Raw genomic sequence first — 12,941 nt, 5'->3', positions numbered from 1 at the left:
GCGTGGTCCCTGTCGCTTATCACTATCTGATGACGCCGACGCTCAACCCGTGTGAGGCCGCGATGCAGGCGCTGACCCTGGACCACCTCTCCGGCGGCCGGATGATGCTCGGCCTCGGCCTGTCCGGCCCCCAGGTCGTCGAGGGCTGGTACGGGCGCCCCTTCCCCTCCAGCCCGCTGACGGCGACCCGCGAGTACGTGGACGTCATCCGCCAGGTGCTGCGCCGCGAGGCCCCCGTCGCGCTGGACGGCCGCTTCCACAGCCACCCGTACCGGGGCGCCGACGGCACCGGCATCGGCAAGCCGCTCAAGCCCATCACCCACCCGCTGCGCGCGGACCTGCCGGTCCTGCTCGGCGCGGAAGGCCCCAAGAACATCGCCCAGACCACCCGCATCGCGGACGGCTGGCTCCCCCTGTACTGGTCGCCGACCCGCACCGACGTCTACCAGGCCTCGCTGGCCGACCTCCCCGAGGGGTTCATGATCGCCCCGATGGCGCGGGCCAAGGTCTGCGACGACGTCACCGAGGGGCTGCTCCCGGTGAAGGCGATGCTCGGCTTCTACATCGGCGGCATGGGGCACGCGGCCCGCAACTTCCACGCCGACCTGATGGGGCGGATGGGCTACGAGGAGGAGGCGCACCGGATCCAGGAGCTGTTCCTCGCCGGGCGCAAGGAGGAGGCGGTCATGGCCGTCCCGGACGCCTTCGCCGACGAGATCTCCCTGGTCGGCCCCCGGGAGCGGATCGCGGAACGCCTCGAACTGTGGCGCAAGGGCCCGGTCACCGACCTGCTCGTGACGGCACCGGACCCGCACACGCTGCGGGTGCTGGCGGAGCTGAACAGCTAGTGCTGTGACCTGCGCCGGCCGGGCCCTAGGGGATCTCGGGGCCCGGGCCCGGCTCCGGCTCCGGGTCCGGCTCCGGGTCCGCCTGCGGGAGGGCGGCGGCCAGCTCGCGCAGGTCCAGCGGCATCACGGCGATCTCGATGCTGCCGGTGCCGGTGCCGGCGGTGCCGGGCTCCGCGTACGCGCAGGTCACGATCCGCGAGCCGGGGTTGATGGAAATGCCCTCCTTCACGGAGGGCACCCGCACGGCCGTGGACCGGCCGTCGGCGAGGAGCACGGGCTCGCCCCGGCGGGGCACCCAGCGGACCGCGCCCGGGTCCGCGTACACCCTGCCCATGCGCCAGCGGCCCCGGCCGGCGGGCTGCCGGGCCATGCAGGGGATGCCGGCGACGGGCCCGGCGGCCTGGCGCCGGCGCTGCTTGCGGCGGACCAGCCAGCCGGTTCCGGCGGCCGCGCCGGCGAGGAACACGTACTCGATCACCGGTCCATTGAAACAGGCCGGACCGGTGATCCGGCCCGGCCAGTCTCCGGGGGTGCGGGGTCAGCCCGTCAGCTGGCCCGCGCTCGGGATCTTGTCCGTCACCGTGGCTCCGGCGCTCTTCCCGGCGTCCTTGACGCCGTTGATGATGTCCTCGAAGGCGCCGATGTCGGAGTCCCCGGCCTGGCCCTTGCGCAGCTTGGAGCCGAGGCCCTTGAGGGAGTCGATGCCCGCCGTCAGCGGGCCCACGGCCTTCGACAGCAGCGGGTCGCCCTTGGCGTTCTCGCTCGCGGCCTTCAGCCGGTTGTAGGCGAAGGCGCCCGCGAGGCCCGCCTTGACGAGCGCGAAGGTGCGGCCCTTGGTGCCCTTCTTGAACTTGCCCGCGCGGTACGGCTTGATGATCCACTGGTACGTGGCGCCGGCCGCGAGTCCGGCGTTGGCCACGAAGCGCGCCTTGGCGAACTTCTGCTTCTCCGCCTCGGTGCTGGGCGAGGGCGAGGCGGCGGCCGCCTCCGCGTCCTCGGCCGAGGCGGCGGCGTCGGCCTCGGCGAACGCGGCCATGGCCACCGAGATCTCGTCGCTCTGGCCGGCGGCGGCGTCGTTGCCGCCGCCCGAGCCGCAGGCGGTGGCCCCGCCGAGCAGTGCGCAGGACAGCAGCACCGCGGTGAGGCCGCGACGGAATCGGACGGTTCGGGTGGGTACGGACACGGGTTGCCTCCGGGGACTCAGGGGTCTCCCGCAGCCTCACCCCGGGCGCACGGCTGCGCCACCTGGGGGATCCGTTCGGGTTTACCGGGCCCGGAATCGGCAACACGCGGACCATGCCCACACATACGCGAGTGCACACCAGAGGAAGCAGCCAGGCGGGCCGCGCCGTCGCGGTCGTGGCGGACGTCATGGCCTTCGTGATCGGCCTGTGGATCCTGCTGTACCTGCTGGACGCCAACCAGGGGAACGCCCTGGTGGACTTCATCCACGACGCGGCGACCTGGCTGGCCGGCTGGTCCTACGACCTGTTCACCTTCGACCGCGAATGGATCCAGGTGGTCGTCGGCTACGGCATCGCGGCCGTCGCCTACCTGGTCGTCGGCCACGCCATCGCGGGCCGCCTGTACCGCCGCTGACGCCCGCTCATCGGCGCACACCCGCGGCCGCGGCCGCCCGTCACCACCGAACTTCCGTCACCGCCGCACGCCCGTCGCTCGTCCCCCGGCCGGGCCGGGGGACGGGCGGTCACCGGTCTCAGGCGCAGCAGTCCGGCTCCAGGCCGGCCGGCAGGGTCAGCCCGCCGAAGACGACGCCCGTGGCCTCGTCCCCGCCCAGCGCGGCGACCGCGAGGAGCAGCGAGCCCGCCGTCCACGTCGTCTGCTCGACGGGCCAGACCGCCCGGTCCTTGAAGACGTAACCGGTCCAGTACATGCCGTTCTCGGCCCGCAGGTGCCCGACGGAGCGCAGGATCTCCAGCGCCCGGTCGGACTCCCCCGTCGCCCAGAGCGCGAGCGCGAGCTCGCAGGATTCCCCGCCCGTCACCCAGGGGTTGGGCAGCACGCAGCGCACGCCCAGGTCCGGGACGACGAACTCGTCCCACCGCTCCTCGATGCGCGCCTTGGCCTGCGCGCCGGTGAGCGCGCCGCCCAGGACCGGGTAGTACCAGTCCATGGAGTAGTGGGACTTGTCGAGGAACCGCTCCGGGTGGCGGCGTATCGCGTGTCCGAGGGCGCCCGCGGCCAGCTCCCAGTCCGGCTGCGGCTCGCCCCGGTGCTCGGCGATGGCCAGCGCGCAGCGCAGCGCCTGGTGGATGGAGGAGGACCCGGTCAGCAGGGCGTCGCGGACGTCCTCGCCGGACGGCTCGCGCTTCCAGCCGATCTCGCCGCCGGGCTGCTGGAGCCGCAGGACGAACTCCACGGCCGCGTACACGGCCGGCCACATGCGGTCGAGGAAGGCGTCGTCCCCGGTGGACAGGTGGTGGTGCCAGGCGCCGACGGCTATGTACGCGACGAAGTTCGTCTCCCGGCTCGCGTCCTGCGGCGCGTGGGTGTCGACCCCGTCCTCGCGGTCCGCGTAGGCGGCGAACCAGGAGCCGTCCTCGTTCTGGTGGCGCGCGAGCCAGTCGTACGCACGCTCCGCGGCCTCGTGCTCGCCCGCCGCGTCCAGCGCCATGGCGGCCTCGGTGTGGTCCCACGGGTCGAGGTGGTGGCCGCGGAACCACGGGATCGCCCCGTCCGCGCGCTGCGCGGCGAGGATCCCGGCGACCGTGGCGGCGGCCTGATCGGCGGTCAGCACGCCGTCCAGGACGAGGTGCTCGGGTGCGGTGCGCCCGGGCGAGCTCACTTCTCGGCGCCCGCGGCCGCGCCCACGGGCAGGTGCGGCTTGGTCGCGTAGGCGACGAAGCTCTTGCCGATGACCGGGTTGAGGGCCTGCTCCGCCAGCCGCGTGGCCAGCGGCTTCTTCATGATGTCCCAGACCAGGAGCTTGTGGTACGCCTTGACGGGCAGGACCTTGTCGTTGTCGACGCCGAAGGCGCACTTGAGCCACCAGTACGGCGAGTGCAGGCCGTGCGCGTGGTGCGTGCCGTACGGCTTGAGGCCGGCGGCCTCCATCTTGCCGAGCAGCTCGTCGCCCTTGTAGATGCGGATGTGGCCGCCCTCGACCTCGTGGTAGGCGTCGGAGAGCGCCCAGCAGATCTTCTCGGGTCCGTAGCGCGGCACGGTGATGGCGATGCGTCCGCCGGGCTTCAGGACGCGGACCATCTCGGCGAGGACGCCCTTGTCGTCGGGGATGTGCTCCATCACCTCGGAGATGATGACGACGTCGAAGGAGTCGTCGGGGAAGGGCAGGGCGAGGGCGTCGCCCTCCATCGCGGTGGCGGTGGCGCCGGCCGGGGCCTCGCCGGCCTCCTTCATCGCGGCGAACCACTTGGCGACCTCGCGGATCTCCTCGCCGTTGCGGTCGAGGGCGACCACCTGGGCGCCTCGCCGGTAGCACTCGAAGGCGTGCCGGCCTGCGCCGCAGCCCAGATCGAGTACGCGGTCGCCTGCGGCGAGCGGGAACCGGGAGAAATCGACGGTCAGCACGTGGTCCTGCCTTCGCGGTCGCGGGGGTGAGAGGGGAACTGCATCGGACGGAAGGTGAAGGTCACCGGGTGCCGCGGCCACGGGAGTCGGCCGAGGCCTTCGCGGCCCGCTCCATGGCGGCGCGGTAGTGCACGACGGTGCCCTCGGCGGCCTTGGCCCAGGTGAAGCGGGCCAGCACGCGCTCGCGGCCGGCGGCGCCGAGTCCGGCGCGCAGCTCGGGGTCGCCGAGCAGCCGGGCGAGGGCCGTGGCCAGCGCGCCCGCGTCGCCGGGCGGGACCGCGAGGCAGGTCTCGCCGTCGGGGCCCGTGACCTCGGGGATCGCGCCGCCGGTGGTGGCGACCAGCGGGGTGCCGGTGGCCATGGCCTCGGCGGCCGGGAGCGAGAAGCCCTCGTAGAGGGAGGGGACGCAGGCGACCTGCGCGCTGCGCACGAGGTCGACGAGTTCGGCGTCGGTGATGCCCTTGACGAATCGGACGGCGTCCTGGAGCCCGTACGTCTCGATGGCGCGGGCGACCGGGCCCTTCTCGGCGCGCTTGCCGACGACGACGAGGTGGGCGTCGGGCTGTTCGGTACGGAGCTTCGCGAGCGCCTCGACGAGGTGGACGAGCCCCTTGAGCGGGACGTCGGCGCTGGAGGTCGTCACGATCCGCCCGGGCACCTCGGCCACGGAGGCGTCGGGCGACCACAGGTCGGTGTCGGCGCCGATGTGGACGACGTGGATGCGCTCGCCCTGGACGCCGAGGTGGTCGGCGATCTCCTGCTTGGAGGAGCCGGAGACGGTGAGGACGGAGGACAGGCGGCGGGCGACGCGGCCCTGCATGCGCGTGAATCCGTACCAACGCCGCACGGAGGCGCGCTTCTTGCGGTCCTTGGCGGCGGCCAGGTCCAGTTCGCGGTCGACGGTGATGGGGTGGTGGATGGTGGTGACCAACGGAGCGCCCAGCTCGCCCAACAGCCCGTACCCGAGGGTCTGGTTGTCGTGGATGACGTCGAACTCGCCCGCGCGGGCGGCCAGGTGGCGGCGGGCGCGCAGCGAGAAGGTCAGCGGTTCGGGAAACCCGCCGGTCCACATGGTGGCGACCTCGACGGCGTCGATCCAGTCCCGGTACTCGCCGCGCTTGGGCGTCCGGAACGGGTCGGGGCTGCGGTAGAGGTCGAGGCTCGGGAGCTCGGTGAGCGTGGCGCCGGTGTCGAGGACCGGGTAGGGCTGCGCGCCGATCACCTCGACGGAGTGGCCCAGCTTCACGAGCTCGCGCGAGAGGTGCCGGACGTAGACGCCCTGGCCACCGCAGAACGGGTTCCCCTTATAGGTGAGGAGCGCGATCCGCAACGGACGGCTGCCGTCGGCGGGTGAACCCGTGAAAGGGCTCGTCACCATGGCCTCAGCGGTCACTCTCGGCCCCCTTCTCCCTGCACTTTCGCCGGAGCGTAACCGCTCGGATAATGTAGAACAAGTTTCAGACTTGATCCGTTGAAGACCATTGAATCTACCGGCCGGAAACCACACCGTAAGAGGGGTGGCAGGTGATTCGCGCCACGGCTCGGGCGCCTGCCATGCTGGCGCGCAGCAGCCCCCGCACCACCCCACCCGCACGAACAGGGAACGCCTTGGAACGGGACAGATGACAGCGGAAGCGAAGGCCGTGACCCCAGCCGTCACCACACCGGCGTCCCCGCCCTTGACGGAGCGTCAGGAGGCGCGGCGCAGGCGGATCCTGCACGCCAGCGCGCAGCTGGCCAGCCGGGGCGGCTTCGACGCCGTGCAGATGCGGGAGGTCGCGGAGTCCTCCAGCGTCGCGCTGGGCACCCTCTACCGCTACTTCCCCTCCAAGGTGCACCTGCTCGTCGCCACCATGCAGGACCAGCTCCAGCACATGCACACGACGCTGCGCAAGCGCCCGCCGGCCGGGGACGAGCCCGCGGCGCGGGTCGCCGAGACCCTGATGCGCGCCTTCCGCGCGCTCCAGCGGGAGCCGCACCTCGCGGACGCGATGGTGCGCGCGCTGACGTTCGCGGACCGCAGCGTGAGCCCCGAGGTGGACACGGTGTCCCGGCTGACGACGGCGATCATCCTGGACGCGATGGGCCTGGACGCCCCGCCGACGGCGGAGCAGCTCTCCGCGGTCCGGGTGATCGAGCACACCTGGCACTCGGCGCTGATCACCTGGCTGTCGGGCCGGGCCTCGATCGCCCAGGTGAAGATCGACATCGAGACGGTCTGCCGCCTGATCGACCTCACGGCCCCGGAGGCGCAGCCGTCGGCGACGCCCCCGGCGGAACCGAAAAAGGCCTGATCCCGCCGTATCGCACGTTCCACTCCGTGGAACGGGGCCGGCGCGGGGCTACTGCCCGGGGTCGTCCTTGAAGGCCTCTTCCATCTCCGCCTCCGTGAAGCGGCCCTCGCACGCCTGGTCCGTCGCCATGAAGGACAGCATGTCGGGCATGCCCAGGCCGGAGCCCTTGCCGGCGGAGAAGTCGTAGCGGCGGGCGAACAGCGTCCAGCCCTGCTTGGTCAGCGGCGTATGGGTGAGCATGTCGTGCTGCATGCGCTCGCCGCGCTCCCAGCCGCGCTGTTCCAGCCCCGTGATCGTGGCCTCGTACGCCTTCACGGTGTCGGGCAGCCGCTCCATCGTCTGCCAGGGGGCCACGCAGGCCAGCATCGCCGCCCTGCGCTTCTCCTTGTCCGTGGCCGGCTCCCCCGCGGACGGGGACACGATGTCGGACGGGTCGGGCTCGGCCAGCCCGGCCGCCGCCGTGGCCGCGGCGATGTCGGCCGCGGCCTGCTCCCTGCCGAAGGGGCCAGCGGGCGCGGCGGAGCCGGTCGGCGCCTTCGCCCCCGGCGACGCCGGCGGCGAGGCCGGCGGCGAGGCCGGCGGCGAGGCCGGCGGCGAGGCCGGCGGCGAGGCGGACTCCGCCGCGGGCGGGGCGCCCGCGGGGGCTCCGCTCTCGCACCCCGTCACCAGCAGCGCCCCGAGCACCGCTCCCGCCAACCGAACGCTCCTGCGCATACCGCTCGTTCCCCACCCTCACCACGCCGCCCGGTCACGTGCGCCGGGCGGTCGTGGCAGGAGTCTCACACACCCGCACGTGCGGGCCGACACCGGCCGACACCGGCCGAATCCGGCCCCGCCGGCGTGCGAGGCGCAGGGGTTTCGAGGCCCAGGGGTCCGGGAGCCGGTCCCCGCCACCTCACTCCTCCGGCGGGAACACCGCCTCGCCGCTGCCCAGCATCGTGATCATGATGGCTTCGACCGGGCAGCCCTCGGCCGCCGTGAGGACCGGCTCGTTCGCGTCCGTCTCCGCCGCCCGCGGGTGGGACTGGCGCGCCGTGTCGAGGGCGAAGCCGTCCGGGGCGTGGTTCACGCACATCCCCGAGCCGATGCAGACCCCCCGGTCCACCTCGACGTGCCACCGGTCACCCATCAGGCGCCGGCCGCGGGCGGTTCGTACCCGGCCGGGAGGTGGATCATCTTGTGCTCCAGGTACTCGCTCAGCCCCTCCGGGCCGAACTCCCGCCCGACGCCGCTGTTCTTGTAGCCGCCGAACGGGCCGAGCATGTCGAGGCTGAAGGTGTTCACGTTGAAGGTGCCGGTGCGCACCTGGCGCGCGAAGTCGACGCCGTGCTCGACGTCCCCGGTCCAGACGCTGCCGCTCAGCCCGAACTCCGAGTCGTTGGCGATCCGCAGGGCCTCCTGCTCGTCCCCGTACGGGATCAGGCAGACGACCGGGCCGAAGATCTCCTCGCGGGCGATCCGCATCGAGTTGTCGACGTCTCCGAAGAGGGTCGGCTCCACGTACCAGCCCTGGTCCAGGCCCGCCGGGCGGCCGCCGCCGGAGAGGACCTTGGCGCCCTCCTCCTGGCCGATCCGGATGAAGTCGAGGGAGCGCTGCTGCTGCCGCTTGGCGACCAGCGGGCCGAGCTGCGTCGCGGGGTCCATCGGGTCGCCGACGACCAGCGCCCCGGCCGCGGCGGCCAGCGCCTCGGCGATCTCCGCGTAGCGGCTGCGCGGGGCCAGGACGCGGGTCTGGGCCACGCACGCCTGGCCGTTGTTCATCCAGGCGGCCGGGACGATGCCCGCGATGGCGGTGTCCAGGTCGGCGTCCGGGAGGACGACGGCGGCGGACTTGCCGCCCAGTTCGAGGGTGACGCGGGTGAGGTTGCGCGAGGCGACCTCCATGACGCGCCGGCCGGCTCCGACGGAGCCGGTGAAGGCGACCTTGTCGACGCCGGGGTGGCCGACCAGGTACTCGCTGACCTCGCGGTCGGCGGGCAGGATCGACAGCACGCCCTCGGGCAGCCCGGCCTCGCGGGCGATGTCGGCGAGGATGTAGGAGTCGAGGACCGCCTCGGGCGACGGCTTGAGGATGACCGTGCAGCCGGTCAGCAGCGCGGGCGCCAGTTTGGCGGCGGCGACGAACTGCGGGACGTTCCACGGGATGACGGCGGCGACGACGCCGACCGCCTCGCGCCGGACGAGGATGTTGCCGAGGGCGCCCTTGCGGTACTCCTCGTACGGGTAGGAGCGGGCGACGGTGATCGCGGCGTCGTAGACCATCATCGGGCCGAGCGCCTGGGCGAGGATGCTCCAGGAGTACGGGGACCCGTTCTGGGAGCTGATCGAGGCGGCGATCTCCTCGTGGCGGACGGCTATCGCGTCCTTGATGCGGGTGACGACGGCGATCCGCTCCTCGAGCGAGGTGCGCGGCCACGGGCCTTCGTCGAAGGCCTTGCGGGCGACGGCCACGGCCCGGTCCACGTCCGCCTTCGAGGCGTGCGGGACGCTGCCGATGACCTGCTCGGTGTGGGGGGAGACGACCTGGATCGTCTCGGAGCCCAGCGGATCCGTCCACTCCCCGCCGATGAGCAGTTGTCCGTGTTCCACGAGCTCGGTCATGGCTGATGCCTCCTGCGGCTTGGCGTTCCAGAACTGATACCAGTTCTAGTTCTAGGAGTCCACGGCCCTGACCGAACCGCGTGGTTCGACACTCCGAAGATCGAACGACTAGTCAGGAAGCCCTGAAGGTGGTCGACTTGGGCGACCATTGCAACACGTTCTCGTTGGCACGGTCTTGTCGGCACGGCCCCGTTGGCACGGCCCAGTCGGCACGGACCTGTCGGCACGGCCTCGTTGGCACGGCCTCCTCGGCACGGCCTCGTGAGAGTGGAGCCCTTCATGGCAGAGGACACGGCACAGGCCGACGCGCCCCGCGTCGACGGCCCCCACGTCACCGACCACGGCGGCGGCGTGTGGGCCGTCAAGGTGCCCATCCCCGACAACCCGCTCGGCCACACCCTCGTCCACGTCCTCGACACCGACCGCGGCCCGGTCCTCATCGACACCGGCTGGGACGACCCCGAGTCCTGGGACACCCTCGTCGCCGGCCTCGGCGCCCTGTCCATCGCCGTCGCGGACGTCCACGGCGTGGTCATCACCCACCACCACCCCGACCACCACGGCCTGTCCGGCCAGGTCCGCGAGGCCTCCGGCGCCTGGATCGCCATGCACGCCGCCGACACCGAGATCGTCGTGCGGACCCGGTCCTCCGAACCCGGCGTCTGGTTCGACTACATGAGCGAGAAGCTGGCCACCGCCGGAGCCCCCGAGGAGCACATCGCCCCGCTGCGCGCCGCCCGCGCGAGCGGCCGCACGCACACCCTGCCCGGGCTGTCGGCCGCCGTCCCCGACCGGGAGATCGTCCCCGGCGAGCTGCTGCCGCTGGCCGGCCGCCGGCTGCGGGCCATCTGGACCCCGGGGCACACCCCCGGCCACGTCTGCCTGCACCTGGAGGAGAAGCACCCGGCGAACCTGCCCGGCAACGGCCGCCTCTTCTCCGGCGACCACCTGCTGCCCGGGATCTCCCCGCACATCGGCCTCTACGAGGACCCCTCCTCCGAGCGGGCCACCGACCCCCTCGGCGACTACCTCGACTCCCTCGAACGCATCGGCCGCCTCCAGCCGGCCGAGGTGCTCCCGGCCCACCAGTACGCCTTCACCGACGCGCAGGGCCGCGTGCGGGAACTCCTGGACCACCACGAGGATCGGCTGACCGGGCTGTGGGAGCTGCTCGCCGAGCCGCTGACCCCGTGGGGGCTGGCCGAGCGGATGGAGTGGAACCGGCCCTGGGAGCAGATCCCGTACGGCTCCCGCAACATCGCCGTCTCGGAAGCGGAAGCCCACCTGCGCAGGCTCGTGAAGCAGGGCCGCGCGGAGGCGGTGCCGGGCAGCGCCCCGGTCTCCTACCGCGCCCTGTAAGGGGCTCTGCCAGGCGGCGCCACCAGGCCCGCGGGCTACGGGCCGGTAGAGTACGGGCGTCGTCCACACTTCCGTACGGGGGGAAGCCGGTGCAATTCCGGCGCTGACCCGCAACCGTGACCCTCCCCCGGCACCGCCGGGGCGGGGAGCCGGACTGCCCCGTACCGGAGGTGCGCGGCTCGTGCCGCCGGGCCTTCCGGCGGCCGGCACCGTCGAGGTAAACGGAGCCGGAGCCCGGTGCCAGCCCCCGCTGTGCTGCCTGTCTCCGGGTCCCCAGCACGAGAGGCACCCGCCCCGCCATGAACGTCCGCCGCAGCGCCGCCGCGCTCGCCGCCTCCGCCGTGCTCTGCGTGGCCGCCGCCCCCGCGGCATTCGCCGACGTCGCCACGCCCTCGCCGGTGCCCGCCATCCCCTCCGGCCTCTTCGGCAAGAACGACCCGACGTACGACGGGGTGTGGCGCCAGTCGTTCGCGCTCCTCGCGCAGCACACGGCCGGTCTCAAGCCCTCCGCGCAGGCCGTCGACTGGCTCGTCGGCCAGCAGTGCGCCGACGGCTCCTTCCCCGCCTTCCGCCCCGACACCGCCAAGGCCTGCGACGCCTCGGCGTTCATCGACTCCAACGCCGCCTCGGTCGCCGTGCAGGCACTGGCCGCGGTCGGCGGCCACACCGACACGGTGAAGAAGACGGTCGGCTGGCTGAAGTCCGTCCAGAACGAGGACGGCGGCTGGAGCAGCAACCCCGGCGGCCCCATGGACGGCGGTACGGACTCCAACTCGACCGCCCTCGTGATCCGGGCCCTGGAGGCGGCCGGCGAGAAGCCGGCCGAGGTCAAGTCGAAGGCGGGCAAGTCTCCGTACGAGGCCCTCCTCACCTTCCAGCTGGGCTGCTCGGCCGAGCCGGCCGCCGACCGGGGCGCCTTCGCGTTCCAGCCGGCCGGCGGCAAGCTGTCCGCCAGCGCCGACGCGACGGCCGCCGCCGTCCTGGCCGGACTCGGCACGGGCCCGGTCGTCACCCCTTCCGCCACGGACACCCCCGCGGCCCCGCTGACCTGCCCGGCGACCGCCGGTGACGCGGCGGCGGCGGCCCGGGGCGGCGCCGGTTACCTGGCGGAGGTCCTGAAGAAGGACGGCCACCTCACCGCCCTCACCCCCGGTGCCGACCAGTCGACCGCGGACACCGGCAACACCGCCGACGCGGTGATCGCCCTGGCCGCGGCCGGGCACAAGCAGTCGGCGGCGGGCGCGCTGGAGTGGCTGAAGGGCAACTCGGCCGAGTGGGCCAAGGGCAACCCGGCCGGCCTCGCCACCCTGGTCCTGGCCGCGCACGCGACGGGCACCGACCCGAAGTCCTTCGGCGGCACCGACCTGGTCGCGGCACTGAACGCCACGGGCCCGGCGCCGGAGCAGGCGGCGGGCAAGAAGGAAGAGAAGGAAGACGAGAAGGACTCCGGCGGCAGCAACGTCTGGTGGATGGTCCTCGCGGGTGCGGCGGCCGGCATGGGCGTCGGCATCGTGCTGAGCGGCCGCCGGAAGCGGAACCAGCTCTGATGCGCGGCAGCCGCCTGACCCTGCCCTCGCTCGTCGTCGGCATCGTCCTGACCCTGCTGGCCGCGTCCCCCGCCCTGGCCTCGACCTACCGCTACTGGTCGTTCTGGGACGGCGCGGGCGGAACGTGGGCGTACGCCACCCAGGGCCCCTCGTCGGCACGCCCGGCGGACGGCTCCGTGCAGGGCTTCCACTACGTGGTGAGCAAGGACGCGGCCGACCAGGCCGCCCCGCCGCGCGCGGACGCCGATTTCGCGGCCGTCTGCGCGGGCACCGCCCCGGTGGCGGGCAAGAAGCGGATCGCCCTGGTCATCGACTTCGGCACGGCCGCGGAGGCCCAGGCGGGCGACACCCCGCCGCAGGACGCTCCGCGGACGGCGTGCGCGCAGGTCGGCCCGGACGCCACGGCGGCCGAGGCACTGGCGGAGGTGGCGAAGCCGCTGCGCTACAACAGCGCGGCGCTGCTGTGCGCGGTCTCGGGCTACCCGAAGCAGGGCTGCGGCGAGCCGGTCGCGGACACCGCCCCCGCCCCGGCGAAATCCGGCGACGCGGGTGGCTCCGGCGACTCCGGCGGCGGCCCGTCGGCGGGCCTCCTCGCGGGCATCGCGGCGGTGGCCGCCCTGGGCGCGGCCGCCGTCTGGCAGTCCCGCCGCCGCCGGACCCGATGACCCCGGACCCCGCCGAAGACCGGCCGGAGCCGGCCGGCTCTCCCCGGCCCGACGCGGGGATCCCCGACGCGGGGATGC

14 protein-coding genes and 1 riboswitch are annotated in these 12,941 nt (G+C 73.5%); of the genes, 6 read left to right on the top strand and 8 right to left on the bottom strand.

The features are described 5' to 3' along the window. Positions 1–29 precede the first annotated feature (29 nt). On the top strand, positions 30–848 hold the full coding sequence (locus DRB96_RS43890) for an LLM class F420-dependent oxidoreductase (RefSeq protein WP_275432085.1): 819 nt from the start codon (positions 30–32) through the stop codon (positions 846–848). 25 nt (positions 849–873) lie between these two features. On the opposite strand, the gene DRB96_RS28495 is transcribed toward DRB96_RS43890, so the two are convergent. Together DRB96_RS28495 and DRB96_RS28490 are read right to left on the bottom strand one after the other, a co-directional pair. After that, positions 874–1,326: a hypothetical protein gene (locus DRB96_RS28495; RefSeq protein WP_112451049.1), complete on the bottom strand. Its 453-nt coding sequence runs from the start codon at positions 1,324–1,326 to the stop codon at positions 874–876. 60 nt (positions 1,327–1,386) lie between these two features. Continuing rightward, a complete protein-coding gene (locus DRB96_RS28490; protein ID WP_112451048.1) occupies positions 1,387–2,031 on the bottom strand; it encodes a hypothetical protein in 645 nt (214 codons plus the stop codon). Positions 2,032–2,144: 113 nt separating this feature from the next. Here DRB96_RS28490 and DRB96_RS28485 point away from each other — a divergent pair, with 113 nt between their 5' ends. Then, positions 2,145–2,447: a hypothetical protein gene (locus DRB96_RS28485; protein WP_112451047.1), complete on the top strand. Its 303-nt coding sequence runs from the start codon at positions 2,145–2,147 to the stop codon at positions 2,445–2,447. A 118-nt stretch (positions 2,448–2,565) separates the two neighbouring features. Here the strand turns inward: DRB96_RS28485 and DRB96_RS28480 are convergent, their stop codons facing one another. From DRB96_RS28480 to DRB96_RS28470, 3 genes are all read right to left on the bottom strand, one after another. Beyond that, positions 2,566–3,654, bottom strand: coding sequence for a prenyltransferase/squalene oxidase repeat-containing protein (locus tag DRB96_RS28480; protein WP_112451046.1), 1,089 nt, complete (start codon positions 3,652–3,654; stop codon positions 2,566–2,568). After that, the gene (locus tag DRB96_RS28475; RefSeq protein WP_112451045.1) at positions 3,651–4,397 is read right to left on the bottom strand and encodes a class I SAM-dependent methyltransferase; all 747 of its coding nucleotides are present in this window, start codon (positions 4,395–4,397) and stop codon (positions 3,651–3,653) included. The genes DRB96_RS28480 and DRB96_RS28475 overlap by 4 nt, the downstream gene beginning before the upstream one ends. A 61-nt stretch (positions 4,398–4,458) precedes the next feature. Beyond that, positions 4,459–5,790, bottom strand: a complete 1,332-nt coding sequence (locus DRB96_RS28470) for a glycosyltransferase family 4 protein (RefSeq protein WP_112451044.1) — start codon at positions 5,788–5,790, stop codon at positions 4,459–4,461. A 229-nt stretch (positions 5,791–6,019) separates the two neighbouring features. Between DRB96_RS28470 and DRB96_RS28465 the strand changes: the two genes are divergently transcribed. Next, positions 6,020–6,691: a TetR family transcriptional regulator gene (locus DRB96_RS28465; RefSeq protein ID WP_112451043.1), complete on the top strand. Its 672-nt coding sequence runs from the start codon at positions 6,020–6,022 to the stop codon at positions 6,689–6,691. A gap of 48 nt (positions 6,692–6,739) precedes the next feature. Here DRB96_RS28465 and DRB96_RS28460 read toward each other — a convergent pair whose 3' ends face one another. From DRB96_RS28460 to DRB96_RS28450, 3 genes are all read right to left on the bottom strand, one after another. After that, positions 6,740–7,405 carry a hypothetical protein gene (locus DRB96_RS28460; protein WP_162688677.1) on the bottom strand — a complete coding sequence of 222 codons (666 nt, stop codon included), beginning with the start codon at positions 7,403–7,405 and terminating at the stop codon, positions 6,740–6,742. A 181-nt stretch (positions 7,406–7,586) separates the two neighbouring features. Continuing rightward, positions 7,587–7,820: a ferredoxin gene (locus DRB96_RS28455; protein WP_112451041.1), complete on the bottom strand. Its 234-nt coding sequence runs from the start codon at positions 7,818–7,820 to the stop codon at positions 7,587–7,589. Beyond that, positions 7,820–9,292, bottom strand: a complete 1,473-nt coding sequence (locus DRB96_RS28450) for an aldehyde dehydrogenase (protein ID WP_112451040.1) — start codon at positions 9,290–9,292, stop codon at positions 7,820–7,822. Before DRB96_RS28450 ends, DRB96_RS28455 begins: the two co-directional genes overlap by 1 nt. A gap of 279 nt (positions 9,293–9,571) precedes the next feature. Between DRB96_RS28450 and DRB96_RS28445 the strand changes: the two genes are divergently transcribed. The 3 genes from DRB96_RS28445 (at position 9,572) to DRB96_RS28435 (ending at position 12,863) form a co-directional block, all read left to right on the top strand. After that, positions 9,572–10,651, top strand: coding sequence for an MBL fold metallo-hydrolase (locus tag DRB96_RS28445; RefSeq protein WP_112451039.1), 1,080 nt, complete (start codon positions 9,572–9,574; stop codon positions 10,649–10,651). 79 nt (positions 10,652–10,730) lie between these two features. Then, positions 10,731–10,811, top strand: a riboswitch (cobalamin riboswitch). Between the two features lie 139 nt (positions 10,812–10,950). Then, the gene (locus DRB96_RS28440; RefSeq protein ID WP_112451038.1) at positions 10,951–12,198 is read left to right on the top strand and encodes a prenyltransferase/squalene oxidase repeat-containing protein; all 1,248 of its coding nucleotides are present in this window, start codon (positions 10,951–10,953) and stop codon (positions 12,196–12,198) included. After that, positions 12,198–12,863, top strand: coding sequence for an SCO2322 family protein (locus DRB96_RS28435; protein ID WP_112451037.1), 666 nt, complete (start codon positions 12,198–12,200; stop codon positions 12,861–12,863). The genes DRB96_RS28440 and DRB96_RS28435 overlap by 1 nt, the downstream gene beginning before the upstream one ends. Positions 12,864–12,941 lie beyond the last annotated feature (78 nt).

Source organism: Streptomyces sp. ICC1 (genome assembly GCF_003287935.1).
Lineage (GTDB): Bacteria > Actinomycetota > Actinomycetes > Streptomycetales > Streptomycetaceae > Streptomyces > Streptomyces tritrimontium.
The sequence above is the reverse complement of the archived record's forward strand: the minus strand, read 5'-3'. Positions and strand labels throughout refer to the sequence as shown.